This window comes from Virgibacillus sp. NKC19-3, assembly GCF_019837165.1.
Lineage (GTDB): Bacteria > Bacillota > Bacilli > Bacillales > Amphibacillaceae > Virgibacillus_L > Virgibacillus_L saliphilus.
This window is the reverse complement of the sequence record NZ_JAGYHC010000001.1, coordinates 3,302,378-3,315,757: the sequence shown is the minus strand read 5'-3', so window position 1 is coordinate 3,315,757 and position 13,380 is coordinate 3,302,378. Positions and strand designations below refer to the sequence as shown.

General features: G+C 38.1%; 15 protein-coding genes. 11 read left to right on the top strand and 4 right to left on the bottom strand.

Annotated elements, in window-relative coordinates; translation table 11 throughout:
- The first annotated feature begins 28 nt into the window (after nucleotides 1–28).
- The 4 genes from KFZ56_RS15860 to KFZ56_RS15845 all read left to right on the top strand — a co-directional run bounded on the left by KFZ56_RS15860 (nucleotide 29) and on the right by KFZ56_RS15845 (nucleotide 3,785).
- Nucleotides 29–700 (top strand): DUF4352 domain-containing protein, encoded by a 672-nt coding sequence (locus KFZ56_RS15860; RefSeq protein WP_222642977.1) that lies wholly within the window; start codon nucleotides 29–31, stop codon nucleotides 698–700.
- Nucleotides 701–982: 282 nt separating this feature from the next.
- Nucleotides 983–2,116, top strand: coding sequence for a hypothetical protein (locus KFZ56_RS15855; protein WP_222642975.1), 1,134 nt, complete (start codon nucleotides 983–985; stop codon nucleotides 2,114–2,116).
- A 60-nt stretch (nucleotides 2,117–2,176) separates the two neighbouring features.
- The gene (locus KFZ56_RS15850; protein ID WP_222642973.1) at nucleotides 2,177–2,533 is read left to right on the top strand and encodes a hypothetical protein; all 357 of its coding nucleotides are present in this window, start codon (nucleotides 2,177–2,179) and stop codon (nucleotides 2,531–2,533) included.
- 55 nt (nucleotides 2,534–2,588) lie between these two features.
- Complete coding sequence (locus KFZ56_RS15845) at nucleotides 2,589–3,785, top strand: MFS transporter (protein ID WP_309228315.1); 1,197 nt, start codon at nucleotides 2,589–2,591, stop codon at nucleotides 3,783–3,785.
- A 171-nt stretch (nucleotides 3,786–3,956) separates the two neighbouring features.
- Here the strand turns inward: KFZ56_RS15845 and KFZ56_RS15840 are convergent, their stop codons facing one another.
- The 3 genes from KFZ56_RS15840 to KFZ56_RS15830 all read right to left on the bottom strand — a co-directional run bounded on the left by KFZ56_RS15840 (nucleotide 3,957) and on the right by KFZ56_RS15830 (nucleotide 7,352).
- The gene (locus tag KFZ56_RS15840; RefSeq protein ID WP_222642971.1) at nucleotides 3,957–4,538 is read right to left on the bottom strand and encodes an SCO family protein; all 582 of its coding nucleotides are present in this window, start codon (nucleotides 4,536–4,538) and stop codon (nucleotides 3,957–3,959) included.
- A gap of 235 nt (nucleotides 4,539–4,773) precedes the next feature.
- Nucleotides 4,774–6,480, bottom strand: a complete 1,707-nt coding sequence (locus KFZ56_RS15835) for a GMC family oxidoreductase (RefSeq protein WP_446053749.1) — start codon at nucleotides 6,478–6,480, stop codon at nucleotides 4,774–4,776.
- A gap of 74 nt (nucleotides 6,481–6,554) precedes the next feature.
- On the bottom strand, nucleotides 6,555–7,352 hold the full coding sequence (locus KFZ56_RS15830) for a gluconate 2-dehydrogenase subunit 3 family protein (RefSeq protein WP_309228314.1): 798 nt from the start codon (nucleotides 7,350–7,352) through the stop codon (nucleotides 6,555–6,557).
- A 472-nt stretch (nucleotides 7,353–7,824) separates the two neighbouring features.
- On the opposite strand from KFZ56_RS15830, the gene KFZ56_RS15825 reads away from it, so the two are divergent.
- Together KFZ56_RS15825 and KFZ56_RS15820 are read left to right on the top strand one after the other, a co-directional pair.
- Complete coding sequence (locus KFZ56_RS15825; RefSeq protein WP_222642969.1) at nucleotides 7,825–8,070, top strand: hypothetical protein; 246 nt, start codon at nucleotides 7,825–7,827, stop codon at nucleotides 8,068–8,070.
- A gap of 85 nt (nucleotides 8,071–8,155) precedes the next feature.
- A complete protein-coding gene (locus KFZ56_RS15820; RefSeq protein ID WP_222642968.1) occupies nucleotides 8,156–8,296 on the top strand; it encodes a hypothetical protein in 141 nt (46 codons plus the stop codon).
- A 305-nt stretch (nucleotides 8,297–8,601) separates the two neighbouring features.
- On the opposite strand, the gene KFZ56_RS15815 is transcribed toward KFZ56_RS15820, so the two are convergent.
- Entirely contained in the window at nucleotides 8,602–9,444 is an 843-nt protein-coding gene (locus KFZ56_RS15815; protein WP_222642967.1) for a MurR/RpiR family transcriptional regulator, read from the bottom strand.
- Nucleotides 9,445–9,771: 327 nt separating this feature from the next.
- Here KFZ56_RS15815 and KFZ56_RS15810 point away from each other — a divergent pair, with 327 nt between their 5' ends.
- The 5 genes from KFZ56_RS15810 to KFZ56_RS15790 all read left to right on the top strand — a co-directional run bounded on the left by KFZ56_RS15810 (nucleotide 9,772) and on the right by KFZ56_RS15790 (nucleotide 13,380).
- Complete coding sequence (locus KFZ56_RS15810) at nucleotides 9,772–10,455, top strand: N-acetylmannosamine-6-phosphate 2-epimerase (protein ID WP_222642965.1); 684 nt, start codon at nucleotides 9,772–9,774, stop codon at nucleotides 10,453–10,455.
- Between the two features lie 104 nt (nucleotides 10,456–10,559).
- Entirely contained in the window at nucleotides 10,560–10,871 is a 312-nt protein-coding gene (locus KFZ56_RS15805) for a PTS sugar transporter subunit IIA (protein WP_222642963.1), read from the top strand.
- Between the two features lie 27 nt (nucleotides 10,872–10,898).
- Nucleotides 10,899–11,219 carry a PTS sugar transporter subunit IIB gene (locus KFZ56_RS15800; RefSeq protein WP_222642962.1) on the top strand — a complete coding sequence of 107 codons (321 nt, stop codon included), beginning with the start codon at nucleotides 10,899–10,901 and terminating at the stop codon, nucleotides 11,217–11,219.
- Nucleotides 11,220–11,245: 26 nt separating this feature from the next.
- Nucleotides 11,246–12,550, top strand: a complete 1,305-nt coding sequence (locus KFZ56_RS15795; RefSeq protein WP_222642960.1) for a PTS sugar transporter subunit IIC — start codon at nucleotides 11,246–11,248, stop codon at nucleotides 12,548–12,550.
- Between the two features lie 38 nt (nucleotides 12,551–12,588).
- Nucleotides 12,589–13,380, top strand: coding sequence for an HAD family hydrolase (locus KFZ56_RS15790; protein WP_222642958.1), 792 nt, complete (start codon nucleotides 12,589–12,591; stop codon nucleotides 13,378–13,380).

Sequence of the window (13,380 nt, the reverse complement as noted above, 5' to 3'; positions counted from 1 at the left end):
GCAAAAAATTTTGGGGTAGGTGACTTGTATGAAAAAAACAATAATAATATCCATTTTGTTATTAGTTATGGGGCTGTTTTTGATGGCTTGTTCCAGTGATGATTCTGAGGAACAAACAAATTCACCAGAGGATACCGTTCAGCAGGAAGAAGAAACAGCGACGGTTGATGCAGATGATGGAGAAACAGATGCCTCGGAAACAAATGAAGGGGAGATATCTTCTGATGAGGAAGAAAGTAGTAGTAATGAATATGTAGAACACCAAAGAGGTCTTCAAATCGGAGAGACAGGTACGGTAGTGAGTTCAAAAGAAGATTATACATATGAAGTTACGTTAAATAGTCTTCATTATGAAGAAAGTCTAGATGATCTTCAATTGTTTGGTGAAGTATTTATAGTGGCAGATGTCACGATAGAAAACGTTGATGATCAGTCATTTGCTGCAGAGGCTACATTCACCCCTACACTGGGAGAATTGGATTCTAATGAATATAAAGGCTCTGTGGATAATGAGTTTCTTGAAGGAATCGCTGCTATTGATATTATCGAAGGGGAACTGGCACCAGGAGATTCGATAACAGGTAACTACGTGTTTGATATGGAGACAACAGCAGATAATTATCATTTTGCATTTGGAACAAATTGGGATCAAATTACGACGTTGGCTGAATGGGAATTCAGTGAAGATGAAATGGAGTAATGTAAACTAAGAGGAGTAAAAGCAGGTGATGTTTTTGCTTCTTTTTATTGGTTGATTTCACGTCTATCTAATGTTCTAAGAATTTTTAAGGAATACTGTAATATCCCCAAAAACGGCACCTCAGATATCCATGTTATTATTTACAGAAAGGATTTTCTATAAATAATAACATGGATACTTTATTTTTCCAGGAATAACAAAAGTTGACGATGAGACGAGAATCTATCATCATAGAGCTATCAAAAATATATGTAAACTGTTTAGCAGAGGGGAAGTGAAAACATGGGGAAACGAAACCCTATCTTTATTTTGCTTGTGGGAATGACAATCATGATTTTGGCAGCATGCAGTGATAGTGAAACGGCGACAGATCAGGATGATCAACAATCGGAAGAGCAGTCGGAACAGGAACAGGAAGAAGAGTCTGGGGATAAGGACAGCAATGATCAGGAATCTGAACAAGAAAAACAAGTGAATCAAAAACCTTTTCAGCCCATTGAACCATCAAAAGATGCGAAATCATTAGAAGATCATTATGAAGAAGATGAAAAAGAAAACTTGCCTAATGAGGAAGCGCATGATGAATCCATCGAACGTTCTGTTCCTGTAGGAGAAGTATTATCCGATGGTAAAGAGGATCTTTCCGATGGGCCGTTAAATGATCATCGACTGGTTGCTTTCTACGGGACACCACGATCAGAGGATATGGGAATTCTTGGAGAATATGAGCCGGAAGAAATGATGGAAAAATTAAAAGAACAAACGGCAGCTTATTCCGACGTAGATCCGGATCGTCCTGCTGTACCAACCATTGAACTCATTGCTACCGTTGCTCAGCGAACGCCGGGGCCGGATGGTACATATGTTGCGGAGCCGTCAACAGATACGATCGATGAATACGTGGAATTGGCGGAAGAAAATGATGCATTGTTAATGTTGGATATTCAGTTGGGGCAGAGTACCGTGATGGATGAATTAAAACAAGTGGAATCTTATCTGAAACTACCCCATGTTCATTTAGCCATTGATACCGAGTACAGTGTAGCAGAAGGTGAAATCCCTGGAGAAGATTTAGGTGAAGTTGATGGAGAGGATATACAGGAAGCTGTTGAATATGTGGATGCGATGGTAGAGGAAAACAATTTGCCTGATAAGATGGTGCTTGTCCACCAATTTGGCGATGGTATCGTGACTAATAAGGATAAAATCAAGCCAACAGAGAACGTGCAAGTCCCGCTAAACTATGATGGTTTTGGAGATCCGGCTATCAAAATGGATGCTTACAGAGAACTGGTGCGGAACCAACCTATCCAGTATGGCGGTTTTAAATTGTTCTACCAGAATGACGATCCGCTGCTTGAGCCAGAAGAAGTGTTACAACTTGATCCAGCTCCCGCTATTGTCAATTATCAATAAAAGTTAAAAGTTGGGACAGGGAACCTGTCCCTGTGTCCCATAGTGAAAGGTGGAGTGACGATGCAGGAGAAATTAACCAGGAAACAAAAATTCTTTCATTTTCTCTTTATCCCTATCCTGTCTTTTCCTGCTTTTTATATTTTATATTATCTTCTCAGTTCTTTATTCCAGAAGGAGATGCCAACAGTTATGACAATATTGGCTACTGCTATTGGAGTTTCGATTGTGCATTGGATTAATGTTGTATATCCTCCACCTCCTCATGATTCTAAAGAACATAAAAAAAGCTTTAAGGAATACATCAAACAATATATTATAAACGGTTCTGTGTTCCATAAATTAATGGTCATGATATATTCATTGAGTGTTATTATAGTAATCGTGGTTATATGGTTATATGGTACATCAGCGCTATGAATCTTAAACTTTTGATCGAATTGCTCTGTCCCTGAAGAAAGAGAGGCGAATGTTTATGGAGTCGGTTTTAAAGAAAAAATTGGTAAGTGGGAAGAGAGAACTGTATAGTCTGGGCACGTCACATTTTATCAATGATTTGATGACTTCAGGGATTGTTCCAGCACTGTTACCATTATATAAATATGCTTTTGACTTATCCTATACACAAGCTGGGGCCATTCTTTTGGTTTCGAATCTGACTTCATCGGTTATGCAGCCGTTATTTGGACAATTTACGGATAAGAATCCAAAAACCTGGTTTCTCCCGTTGGGGGTTTTTCTTACTGGATTGGGATTGGCGGCAACTGGGTTTATGCCAACCTATTCCTTGTTACTCGTCATGATTGCTATTTCCGGTCTGGGATCCGGTATTTTTCATCCGGAGGCTTCCCGTGGTGCGCATTTAGCTGCAGGCGAAGCCAAAGGGACCGCACAGGCCATCTTCCAGGTTGGCGGTAATTTTGGTCAAGCAGCAGGTCCCTTAATGATCCCATTATTCCTATTAGCTACAGGGATTAAAGGGTTAGGTTGGTTTGCTTTAGTTGGTCTTGTGGGCGTGCTTATTATCATGAAGATCATGCCATGGTATAAACAGAAATTGAGAGAAAGTCAAAATAGCAAGAAAAAAACGATTCATGGCAAACGAAATCTTCCCGGCCTAGTCGGCTTAACGTCAGTCGTGATTTTACGTTCCTGGACGCAAATTGGAATGGCAGCATTTTTACCATTTTTTTATTTGCAAAATGATATTCCATTGCAACTTGGAGATTTATACACGTTTCTATTTCTGGCGGCTGGCGCTGTCGGTACATTCTTTGGTGGAAAGTTCTCTGATACGATTAGTCATAAGTGGCTTTTATTCGGTTCGATGTTTCTAACAATTCCATTTGCTTGGATATTACCACAAGCCACTGGTGTGATGGCGATTATTATTTTGTTTCTTTTTGGCTTTTTTGTGTTGTCTTCGTTTGCAGTTACCGTTGTTTATGGACAAATGATGCTCCCTAACAATATTGGATTGGCTTCAGGACTCATGATCGGTTTCGGAGTTGGAGCCGGCGGTATTGGTTCCACTATCATGGGATGGATTTCTGATAACTTTGGAGTTAGTTTGGTCTTTGATCTGTTTGTCATTATTCCAATCGTCGCTTCGATCATCACATTGTTTCTTCCAGGTGAAAAGAAACTGATGTCGGATGCAAAAGCAACGTAGGCTGAAGACTTTTTCAAGCATAGAATAATGGAAAAGGCCCCATTTACTTTATGGTTAATGGGGCTTTTTGTGGTAATGGTATATCTATTGTTATGTATTTGTATACGTATTCCACTGACAATCTTAATGTTTCGATTCACAATATCTATGGATTTTCCTTTCATGTAGTTTTCATTTCATAACTGTTTTCACATCCTCTATTAGCGTATCAAGTTCATCCATGCTCATTCCATCATATTTTTTGACAACTTCCCCTTCCGGATTAACTAAGTAAAACATAAAGCTATGTGATATCTGATCAGCTGCTCCAGCCTCTAAGCCGGCATGGAAACTGTTTTTTGATATCTCTTGAATTGTTTCAAAATCATAACCGGTTAAAAAATCCCATGTACTCAGATCCACTCCGTACTCCTTGGCGTACGCTTTTAAATCATTTGGTGTATCATTAGCAGGGTCGACATTAAACGAAATGATTTTGGGGTGTAGACCATCCTCTTTCAGCTCGTTTTGTACGTCTACCATATTAGCCGTGGTTCGGGGGCACACTGTCCTACAGTTCGTATATGAGAAATACGTAACCCACCATTCGTCTTTGAGGTCATCTAAACTTAGTATATCTTCATCCTGTGTTGTAAATGAAAATTCCGCCATTGGTTCAGACATGTTTGTTTCCACTTTATCACCGCAGGCACTTAGCAACATACTAAGAAAAATAAATAACGTGAGAATAAGTAAATGCTTTCCTGCCTTCATATCCATCCTACCTTCTCTAGAATGATGATTCTTAAAAGAAAGGAGGAGACCGAATGGCCGCCCCTATAAGCTACTACTATATATGCATTAATTTCTTGGAACCTCTCAGCGTCTGTCCGTAAGATGTCCTATTTTTCGTGGATCGAATGGGATGATCAATATTATTATAAAAAGGGAGTTAAGCTATAGAAACTAATTTGATCCAATCCCAATTATCCTCTTTCGTTCTATGATCTTAGCTCTTGCTTTCTTCTTTTTCTTCTACTGGATCAACTAATAGACCACCATCGCCTTCTAAGTATTCAATCATACCTTCGGCCGCACGGTAGGCAAGAGCTCCGATAGTGCCAGATGGATTAGCATTGCCAAAGTGCGGAAAGGCAGATGATCCCACTACGAATAGATTTTCCATATCCCATACTTGTGAGTAATTGTTTACTGCTGATGTTTCTGGATCATCCCCCATGATTACGCCGCCTCCAAAATGAGAACCTCCAGCTGGACCGTCATATTCTGTATCTTCATTAATTTCGGGAACGTCTATAATGTCTGCCCCCATTTGTTCTACTAATTCTTTAGCTTTTTGATTGGCATAATTCATGAGATTGCGCTCTTGGTCAGTATATTTAACAGTTGTACGAAGTAGTGGATCTCCAAAAGCATCCTTGTAATTTGAGTCTAAGTCCAAATAGTTATGTTTTCTAGGTAGGACACCTTCATGATGCGTCATTGCTATGTGCCTATTTGCATAATGCAAGGACTTTTCTTTGAACTCCTTGCCCCAGGAAGGTGTACCTTCTGGGACATTATTACTCCCTATAGGTCTATTCCCCGATTGTAATATCGTTAATTTAAAGCCATGCAAAAAATCTAGTTCATAATGATCCAATTGTTCAGGACCATAATCCTCAACTGCGGCCCCCAGTGTACCAGCACCAGCGAAACTATTAAACTTCTTATCTTCAAAAAAACCATCAACATAATCATAAGTTAACTCCGGATAATGGCCTGTGAAATTTTTTCCAATAACACCTTGTCCGGTTTCAGGATCATACGGTTTTCCAATTTCTGATAGGAGCATTAGGCGTGTGTTAGACCATACAAATGCAGCCAATACAACAACATCTGCGGGTTGTTCAAATTCCTCACCAGTTTGAGTATCCGTAAAAAGTACGCCTGTAGCCTTATCACCATCGTGCACCACTCGATTCACATATGCGTGATTTCTTACTTCATAATTATCCGTTTTTTTAGCGGTTCTTAGGACTGTATTAATTGGACTCGCCTTGGCGTCAAAATCACACCCATAACCCTCACAAAATGAACAATACACACAAGCATTTAGAGTCTCTCCATCTGGGTTTTCGTAGTTTTGTGACATGTTTGCTGATGGTATATGATAGGGATGTAAATCAAGTTCTCTGGCTGCCTTTTTAAATAAATTTAACATTGGCGTATCTTTCATTGGAGGGTTTGGATATTCATCTGAACGTTCTGGTCCATGAGGCATATCTTCACTAGAACCGGAAACCCCAATTGCTTTTTCAAATTTATCATAATATGGTTCGATTTCATCATACGTAATTCCCCAATCCTGTACAGTCATGTCGTCCGGTATCTTGTCTTCACCATATTTTTCAATTGTTTTACTTCTTATTTCAAAATCATAAGGAAAAAAACGATAAATATATCCATTAAAATGGGCAGATGTCCCGCCTGTATCAGTGCCACCAGTAACTTGGTCAGCCCGTTTAGGATAAGCTGTTTCATCAGAGTTATTACGTACCGTGACAGTTTCCTTTGTTAGATCTGAATACATCTCGCCGCGTACGCTATAACGTAATTCATCTTTTGAACCAATAAAGTCTTCTGTATCTTGGTCTTTACCACGTTCTAACCCAAGAACCTTATACCCTTTTTTTGCTAGTTCGGCAGCTGTCACCCCCCTGCCCAGCCTGTTCCAACGATGACTACGTCGACCTTGTTCAATTTTTTAGCCACAGCTTTCTCTCCTTTTTAAGATTTTTGTTGATAGTCTGTTAAGCTTATAGGATCCATTTTAATGAAGTCTTCCTCTTCTATTATATCGATATAGGAAGGGACAGGGCCGGGGAACTCTTTCATTTTCCAACCTTCCATATTTCTGTTCCCTCCATACAATGGATCAGAATATGCTCCCTCTAAAACTGACTGACGAAGCAAATCAAAGAAACCACTCGAACTTACCCCCTTCATATCTATTTCGTCGTCTTCAAAGTCTTTCAATATTTCAATTTGTTGATTTTCTTCTGCTTCATCAAATGAGGTTCCAAAACGTTTATTGCTTAATTGGTTCATTTTGCGAAGTCCATTAATAAAGAGTTCCCCCCGAGTTTGTCTGGCAAGATCAGCATCGGGTTTAGATTCCAGAAAAGGACCTAACCTATAATCTTCTGCATTCATTCCCCATGAACCAGCAAGTTGTTTATCAATAAAATAAGGAACCCCTAATTTAATAGCACCAGGGCCATTATCATCTTCTGGAAAAATACGTTCTGTCGCTTGTTCTAAAACTGCAAAATCTTCATATCTAGTAAAAAACATACGTGCTTCGGCAGGAGTATTTTTAGATTCTCCACTATCGGGAGCAGTGGACTCTTTTGTTGTAAATTGATTTGTTAAAAGTCCCCCTAATAATGAACCACCTGCCACTCCTCCAATGGCAATACCGGTATTCTTCATGAATCGACGTCGACTTGGATCAAATCTTTGTTCTTCTTCTGTTAGATGATTGTTTGCTTTGTTATTATTTGCTTTATTATCATTATCAGCCACTATATTCATCCCCCTTGACTTAAAATTGAAATTTTCTAATGTGGACATGGGCGTTAAATAAAAATGAAGTTTTTCTAATTGGATTATTGAAGTTACTTACTGTGCTCGTATTATTATATTCATTGTTCAGATGAATAGAACATTACCAGTAGAAGTGAGCAAGGTCGGAAAGTGTTCATTTATAGTATTGGATCGATTACACTTTGTATTGGTTTTGAACTTGGATGTTATTTGCTTGCATATAGCAAAATTCCGTCATTTATTTTTGCCGTGGCTGGAATGGGGGAGGCTTCGATTAACTACATTGACTACGTTTGATCGAATTGCTCTAGAAAAATTTGTGCGTCAGCTTTTGATCTGCTTTCCATGAATCGAAAATGTATTTGTTTGCCACCGGACAGGATTCCTTTCCGATTGTAGGAATGACTATAGTACAATTCGAAAGGCCGGTTTTTCAGAAAAGAGATAGGATATGCATCGACTAGAGGAGGATTCATTTGAAACTTTTTTCAGGCAGCATAAGCACCGGATTCATTATCATATTCATGATTTGGATATAAAAGATCCACAAAATGAATTCTATGTGGAGGGTTTTTGCGCACTGTTTTATTTTTGGAAGATAAAGCAAGCAAGAGCAGGTACGATTTCAGCGGGGGTCGACGTCGATTCCATTATTCGGGTTTATTTGATAGATTTACTGGATAGAAAATGGTTTTAATTTCTTTAGCTATGGTCTTTTATTTAGGGAAAGGTGCTTTTAAGTAGGGAAGGTGAAATTAGCGGGAGGTAAGGATTAGAGAGAAATGAGTGGCATAAAAGAATGGAATGTGTCTTATCATAAAAACTTGCTTTCAGTAACGCCAGCAAATTATGCATGTGCTTATGTGGAGATGCCTATTATCCCAGAGCAACTTCGTCTTATTGGAAAACCTACCAGACAATAGATAGGTATATTAGTGTATTAATTAATAACGATAACAGTGGAAAGCACAAAGTATGAGGATATTATCGAAAATAGGACCCATTTCTTACTAATTCACGGCGATGGATGAAAAAAGTGCCGATCATCTTTTTTGATGATCGGCATTTTTTTGCTATTATTTTTCATTCTCTTAATTTTAATAAAAAATGTAAAAATATTCCTATATATTTTACACTAAAGAAAATCATATCCATATGAAAATTGCATGTTATCCATGCGTCTTTTCACCTTCTAACTTGATCGCTAAGGCAGTAATACTTCGAGTCATCAATATAACTTGGACGCTATTGTTTCTGCGACCAATCCTTTTGTTTTTTCCGCCTTTTCACGATTCTTCATAGTGATGCCGGTACACAAAAGATCAATCACAAACAGTTGTGATATTTTTGATACGAGTGATCCACTGTCCAACGGGTTTTCTTTCGCGGATGTCAAAAGGATAATGTTAGCAAAATCGGCTAAGGGTGATTCGGTATAGTTCGTGATGGCAATAATTGTGGCACCATTTTTTTTCCCATTTTCGACGGCATCAACAATATCTTTAGTACTTCCAGTCAGACTGATAGCAATAATAACCGTTTCCTGATCGGCGGAATTGGAGCGGATCATCTGGTTGTGCGAATCAGTAATGATTTCTATATTTCTCCCGATGCGCATCAGTCGGTTCTGCATATCTAGTCCGGCAATACCTGATGACGAGACACCATAAACAACAACAGTTTGGGTATGGTGAATTTTGTCTATTGCTTGCTGCAGTTGATCATTATCGATCAATGTATATGTGTCTTCAATTGCCTGGGTCATATTGTTCCGCACTTTCCTGGTGTAAGTTTCGTTATGATCTTCCTTTTGGTGGGTGGAGAGTTCTCTCGCTAGTGACAACTTGAAATCCTGATAGCCTTTGTAGCCAAGTTTGCGACAAAATCGCAAAACAGTTGCATCACCGACATGACAGGCATTAGCAATTCCCGTCAGCGACTCGTATAAAGTTTCTTCGAAGTTTTCCGTTATGTAACGGTAGAGCTTAAGCTCGGATTTGGTAAATTGATTTTTCTTTTGCTCCATCAACATGGTTAAGTTAATGGAGTTGTCATTTAATGAATATTCCATAATCGATCCTCCTGACTTTAATCTTCCATAATAAATTTTAACGCACAAAAATATATTTATCATTATGGAGCACAACTCCATAATAAATGAATTATTGACAATAGTTTATCAATATGCTAGTATTCAATTAAATTATTAGAAGTAGTTAAAGTATTTATGTTAGCGGTTTCATTCGGATTCCATCGGGTGGAAAATCACAGAAACGTTTGCTGGGTTTGAAATTTCTTTTCAATGAAGTGACAAGAGGTGAAAGGGGTGAAGCTATAATATAGCAAATCGTAAATGATAGTAATTTGAATATTTTAATAGGCCGAATGGAGTTGAATAATGAGTAAAAAGTTAATTGTATCGTGTCAAGCTTTGAAGGATGAACCACTTCATAGTTCATATATCATGTCAAAAATGGCACTGGCGGCGTCCCGTGGCGGGGCAAGAGGAATTCGTGCCAATAGTGTGGTGGATATCCAAGCTATTAAGAAAAAAGTAAATTTGCCGTTGATCGGGATCATCAAACAGTCATATGTAGATAGCGATGTTGTTATCACTCCCACTATTACGGAAGTAAATGCTTTGTATGAAGAAGGAGTTGATGTGATCGCTTTTGATGCGACCGATAGGCTCCGGCCCAGTTACCAAACGTTTGCATCTTTTATAAGCGAGGTAAAAGAGCAAATCCCTTCTCAAACATTGATGGCAGACGTATCAACGGTTGAAGAAGCCATAAACGCTGAAGCGCTTGGCGTGGATATTGTGGGGACGACCCTGGTTGGCTATACTGCGAGGTCTGAAGATGAAACCTCACTTAATGTACTACAAGAGATCGTTGGCAAGGTTAATATCCCTGTTGTTGCAGAAGGAAATATTGATACACCTGATAAAGCAAAAAAGGCAATCGAACTTGGGGCTTGTGCTGTTGTTGTGGGAAGCGCTATCACTAGACCACAATATATAACAGAAAAATTTTCTGAAAAGATAGATGGGATCGACAAAAGCGATAAGGACTATCAATGATAAAATTGCTTGGATATCGGGTAAAACTCATGATGTGAATGGGTTTCAGAAAAGAAGAATACAGAAGTTCAGAATCAAATAATAAATTGATAAAGGAGTCAGCAATGGAAGTTAACGAAATCGCCTTTAATCTTATTCTATACAGTGGAAATGCTCGAAGTAAAGTAATGGAAGCGTTGAAACTTGCACGTCTGCAGTTTTTTGATAATGCAAATGAAATGTTAAAAGAAGCCGATGAGGAGCTGGAAAAAGCGCATAAAGTGCAAACAAATATGATGCAAGAAGAAGCAAAAGGAGGATCATCGAGCCTGTCAATTTTACTTGTGCATGCTCAAGATCATTTAATGACAGCGATGTTGGCTAGAGACTTGTCTGAGGAAATAATTGATTTACGTCAGAGTGATAACAAACAATAATTGAACAAATTTTTTGGAGGGATAAACATGTATTATGTATTAGTTGCTTGTAGTGCTGGAATGTCCACTAGCATGCTGGTTCAAAAGATTGAAAACGAAGCTGTGGAAAAACAAATTGATCTATCTATACAAGCAGTTTCTATGAATGAGGGAAAAACTTTAGCAAGAAAAAATAATTATGATTTGTTGTTGCTAGGACCTCAAGTGGCTTTTATGAAAGAAAGTATGGTGGAAGTGGCAGCTGGTAGATTTCCTGTAAGAGTAATTAAGCAGAAAGACTATGGGATGATGCGTGCAGACAATGTTTTAGAAGATATTTTAGAAGTAGTAGAGGGGAATGAGGAATAGAAGTTTAATGTAAAGGGGAAAGGAATATGAATAGGATTGCGAATAAACTTGCAGAATGGCTTATGCCTGTTGCAAATAAATTTTCTAATCAACGTCATTTAAGCTCTGTTAAAGAAGGATTTATTACAATCATTCCTTTAGTTATTGTGGCATCATTCTTTATATTAATTAACAATGTCATTTTAGACCCAGAAGATGGAATACTCGGTGGTGTTGTTGATTTAAGCTATTATAAGGAAATTGGTGATCTAATAAACAATGGAACACTTGGTATTCTTTCCATTTTAATCGCATTTACTGTAGCTTATAAATTGGCTGTGAGTTATAACGAGGATGGTGTTATTTCTGGAGCCATGGCCGTTGCTGTACTAATAACCATGTTACCAAATGTCATACAAATTACTCCAGAAGGCAGCGAGGAAGCTGTCAATGTCACAGGTGTTTTTAGTCAGGATGATACTTCTGCGACGGGGTTAATATTTGCTATAATCGCAGCACTTTTAGGTACTGAAGTTTTTTTACGATTAAAAAGTAAAAAAAAGTTACAAATCAAAATGCCTGATTCGGTTCCACCAGCAGTAGGAAAATCGTTCAGCGCACTAATACCAGCATTTTTGACCTTAACTTTCTTTGCGATTCTTGTATTTTTATCAAATGCACTATTCGGATTTGGATTACAAGAATTGGTTTCTAAACTGATCCAAGCTCCATTGGATTTTGCAATTCAAAGTGAAATTGGGATCAGTGTTATTATGTTTGTTCAAAATCTATTATGGTCGCTTGGAATACACGGTACTTTTGTTCTTGGTCCCATAAAAGATCCCTCATTATATGGCGCCATACAAGAAAATATTAATGCTCTTCAGGCTGGGGCAGATATTCCAAATATTGTAACGAAGCCATTTGTTGACAGCTTTGCCATGCTGGGCGGCGGCGGATTTACTCTTGGATTAATGATCGCCATTTTAATTGCTTCCCGAAGAAAAGACTATCGAGAAGTTACCAAATTTGCTTTCATCCCAGGTTTATTTAATATTAATGAGCCGCTAATGTTTGGATTACCAGTCATATTGAATCCAATTTTGGCCATACCATTAATCATTGTCCCTATTGTGAATTTAAACATCGCTTATTTAGCTACAAGTTTAGGACTTATTTCTAAAACCGTCGCTTTCATCCCCTGGACTACGCCACCTGTATTGTCAGCATTTCTCTCAACTGCAGGGGATTGGCGGGCAGCCGTTCTCTCTATTATATTAATTGGCATTTCTGTCATAATATATTTACCTTTTGTAATGGCTGCGAACAAAATGACGAATATTGAACACTAGGAAAAAGTGAAAATGGTTGCATAGGTTGGAGGAGAACCATGAATAAAGTAATAATTTGTGATTTAGATGGGACTTTACTAGGGACAAAAGGTAAACTAAATGCTAAGACAATAGCAATTGTTCGGGAATTTGTAAGAAAGGGAGGCACGTTTATCATTGCAACGGGTCGATTGGATCATGACATTAAATATATCGAGAAAAAGCTAGATATTCAGGGAGCATATCGGATTAGTCAAAATGGTGCTGTCATAAGGAAACATTCTAATGAATTTGTTTGGAAAAAAGTTATTGATCCTCGAATAGCAAAAGATATAGTGAAATACTTAAGGGATAACAATCTCCGTGTGGAAATATCGGATGCTTATTATCGGTATTTCCCTTCCCCTCGAAGAGGAGGAAATATTGAATTTATAGACCATTCTATTATAGATCCGGAATACATTAGAAAAATCGGAAAAGACATCCATCCGACACTATTACTGACTTTTGGTAATAAAAAAATATTTGACAGTGTTATTGGGGTTGTTGATACAAGATTTGGTGAACAGGTTGATGCAATAATGACTAGTCCAAGTAGCCTTGAATTTCTATCTAAAGGAATATCTAAAGGGGCAGCTATTAAACGAATTTTACAAGATTTTTCATTCCAACCAACGAAAATTTGTGCTATTGGTGATTCAGAAAATGATATATCAATGTTTGATGTATCAGATGTTTCTTATGCTGTAGCCAATGCTGATACAAATATAAAAAGGAAAGCAGATGAGGTGTTTTCGACAGTAGAAGCCGGGATCAGCGCATTTATGGATGAAAATCGGGAATCGGAGTGA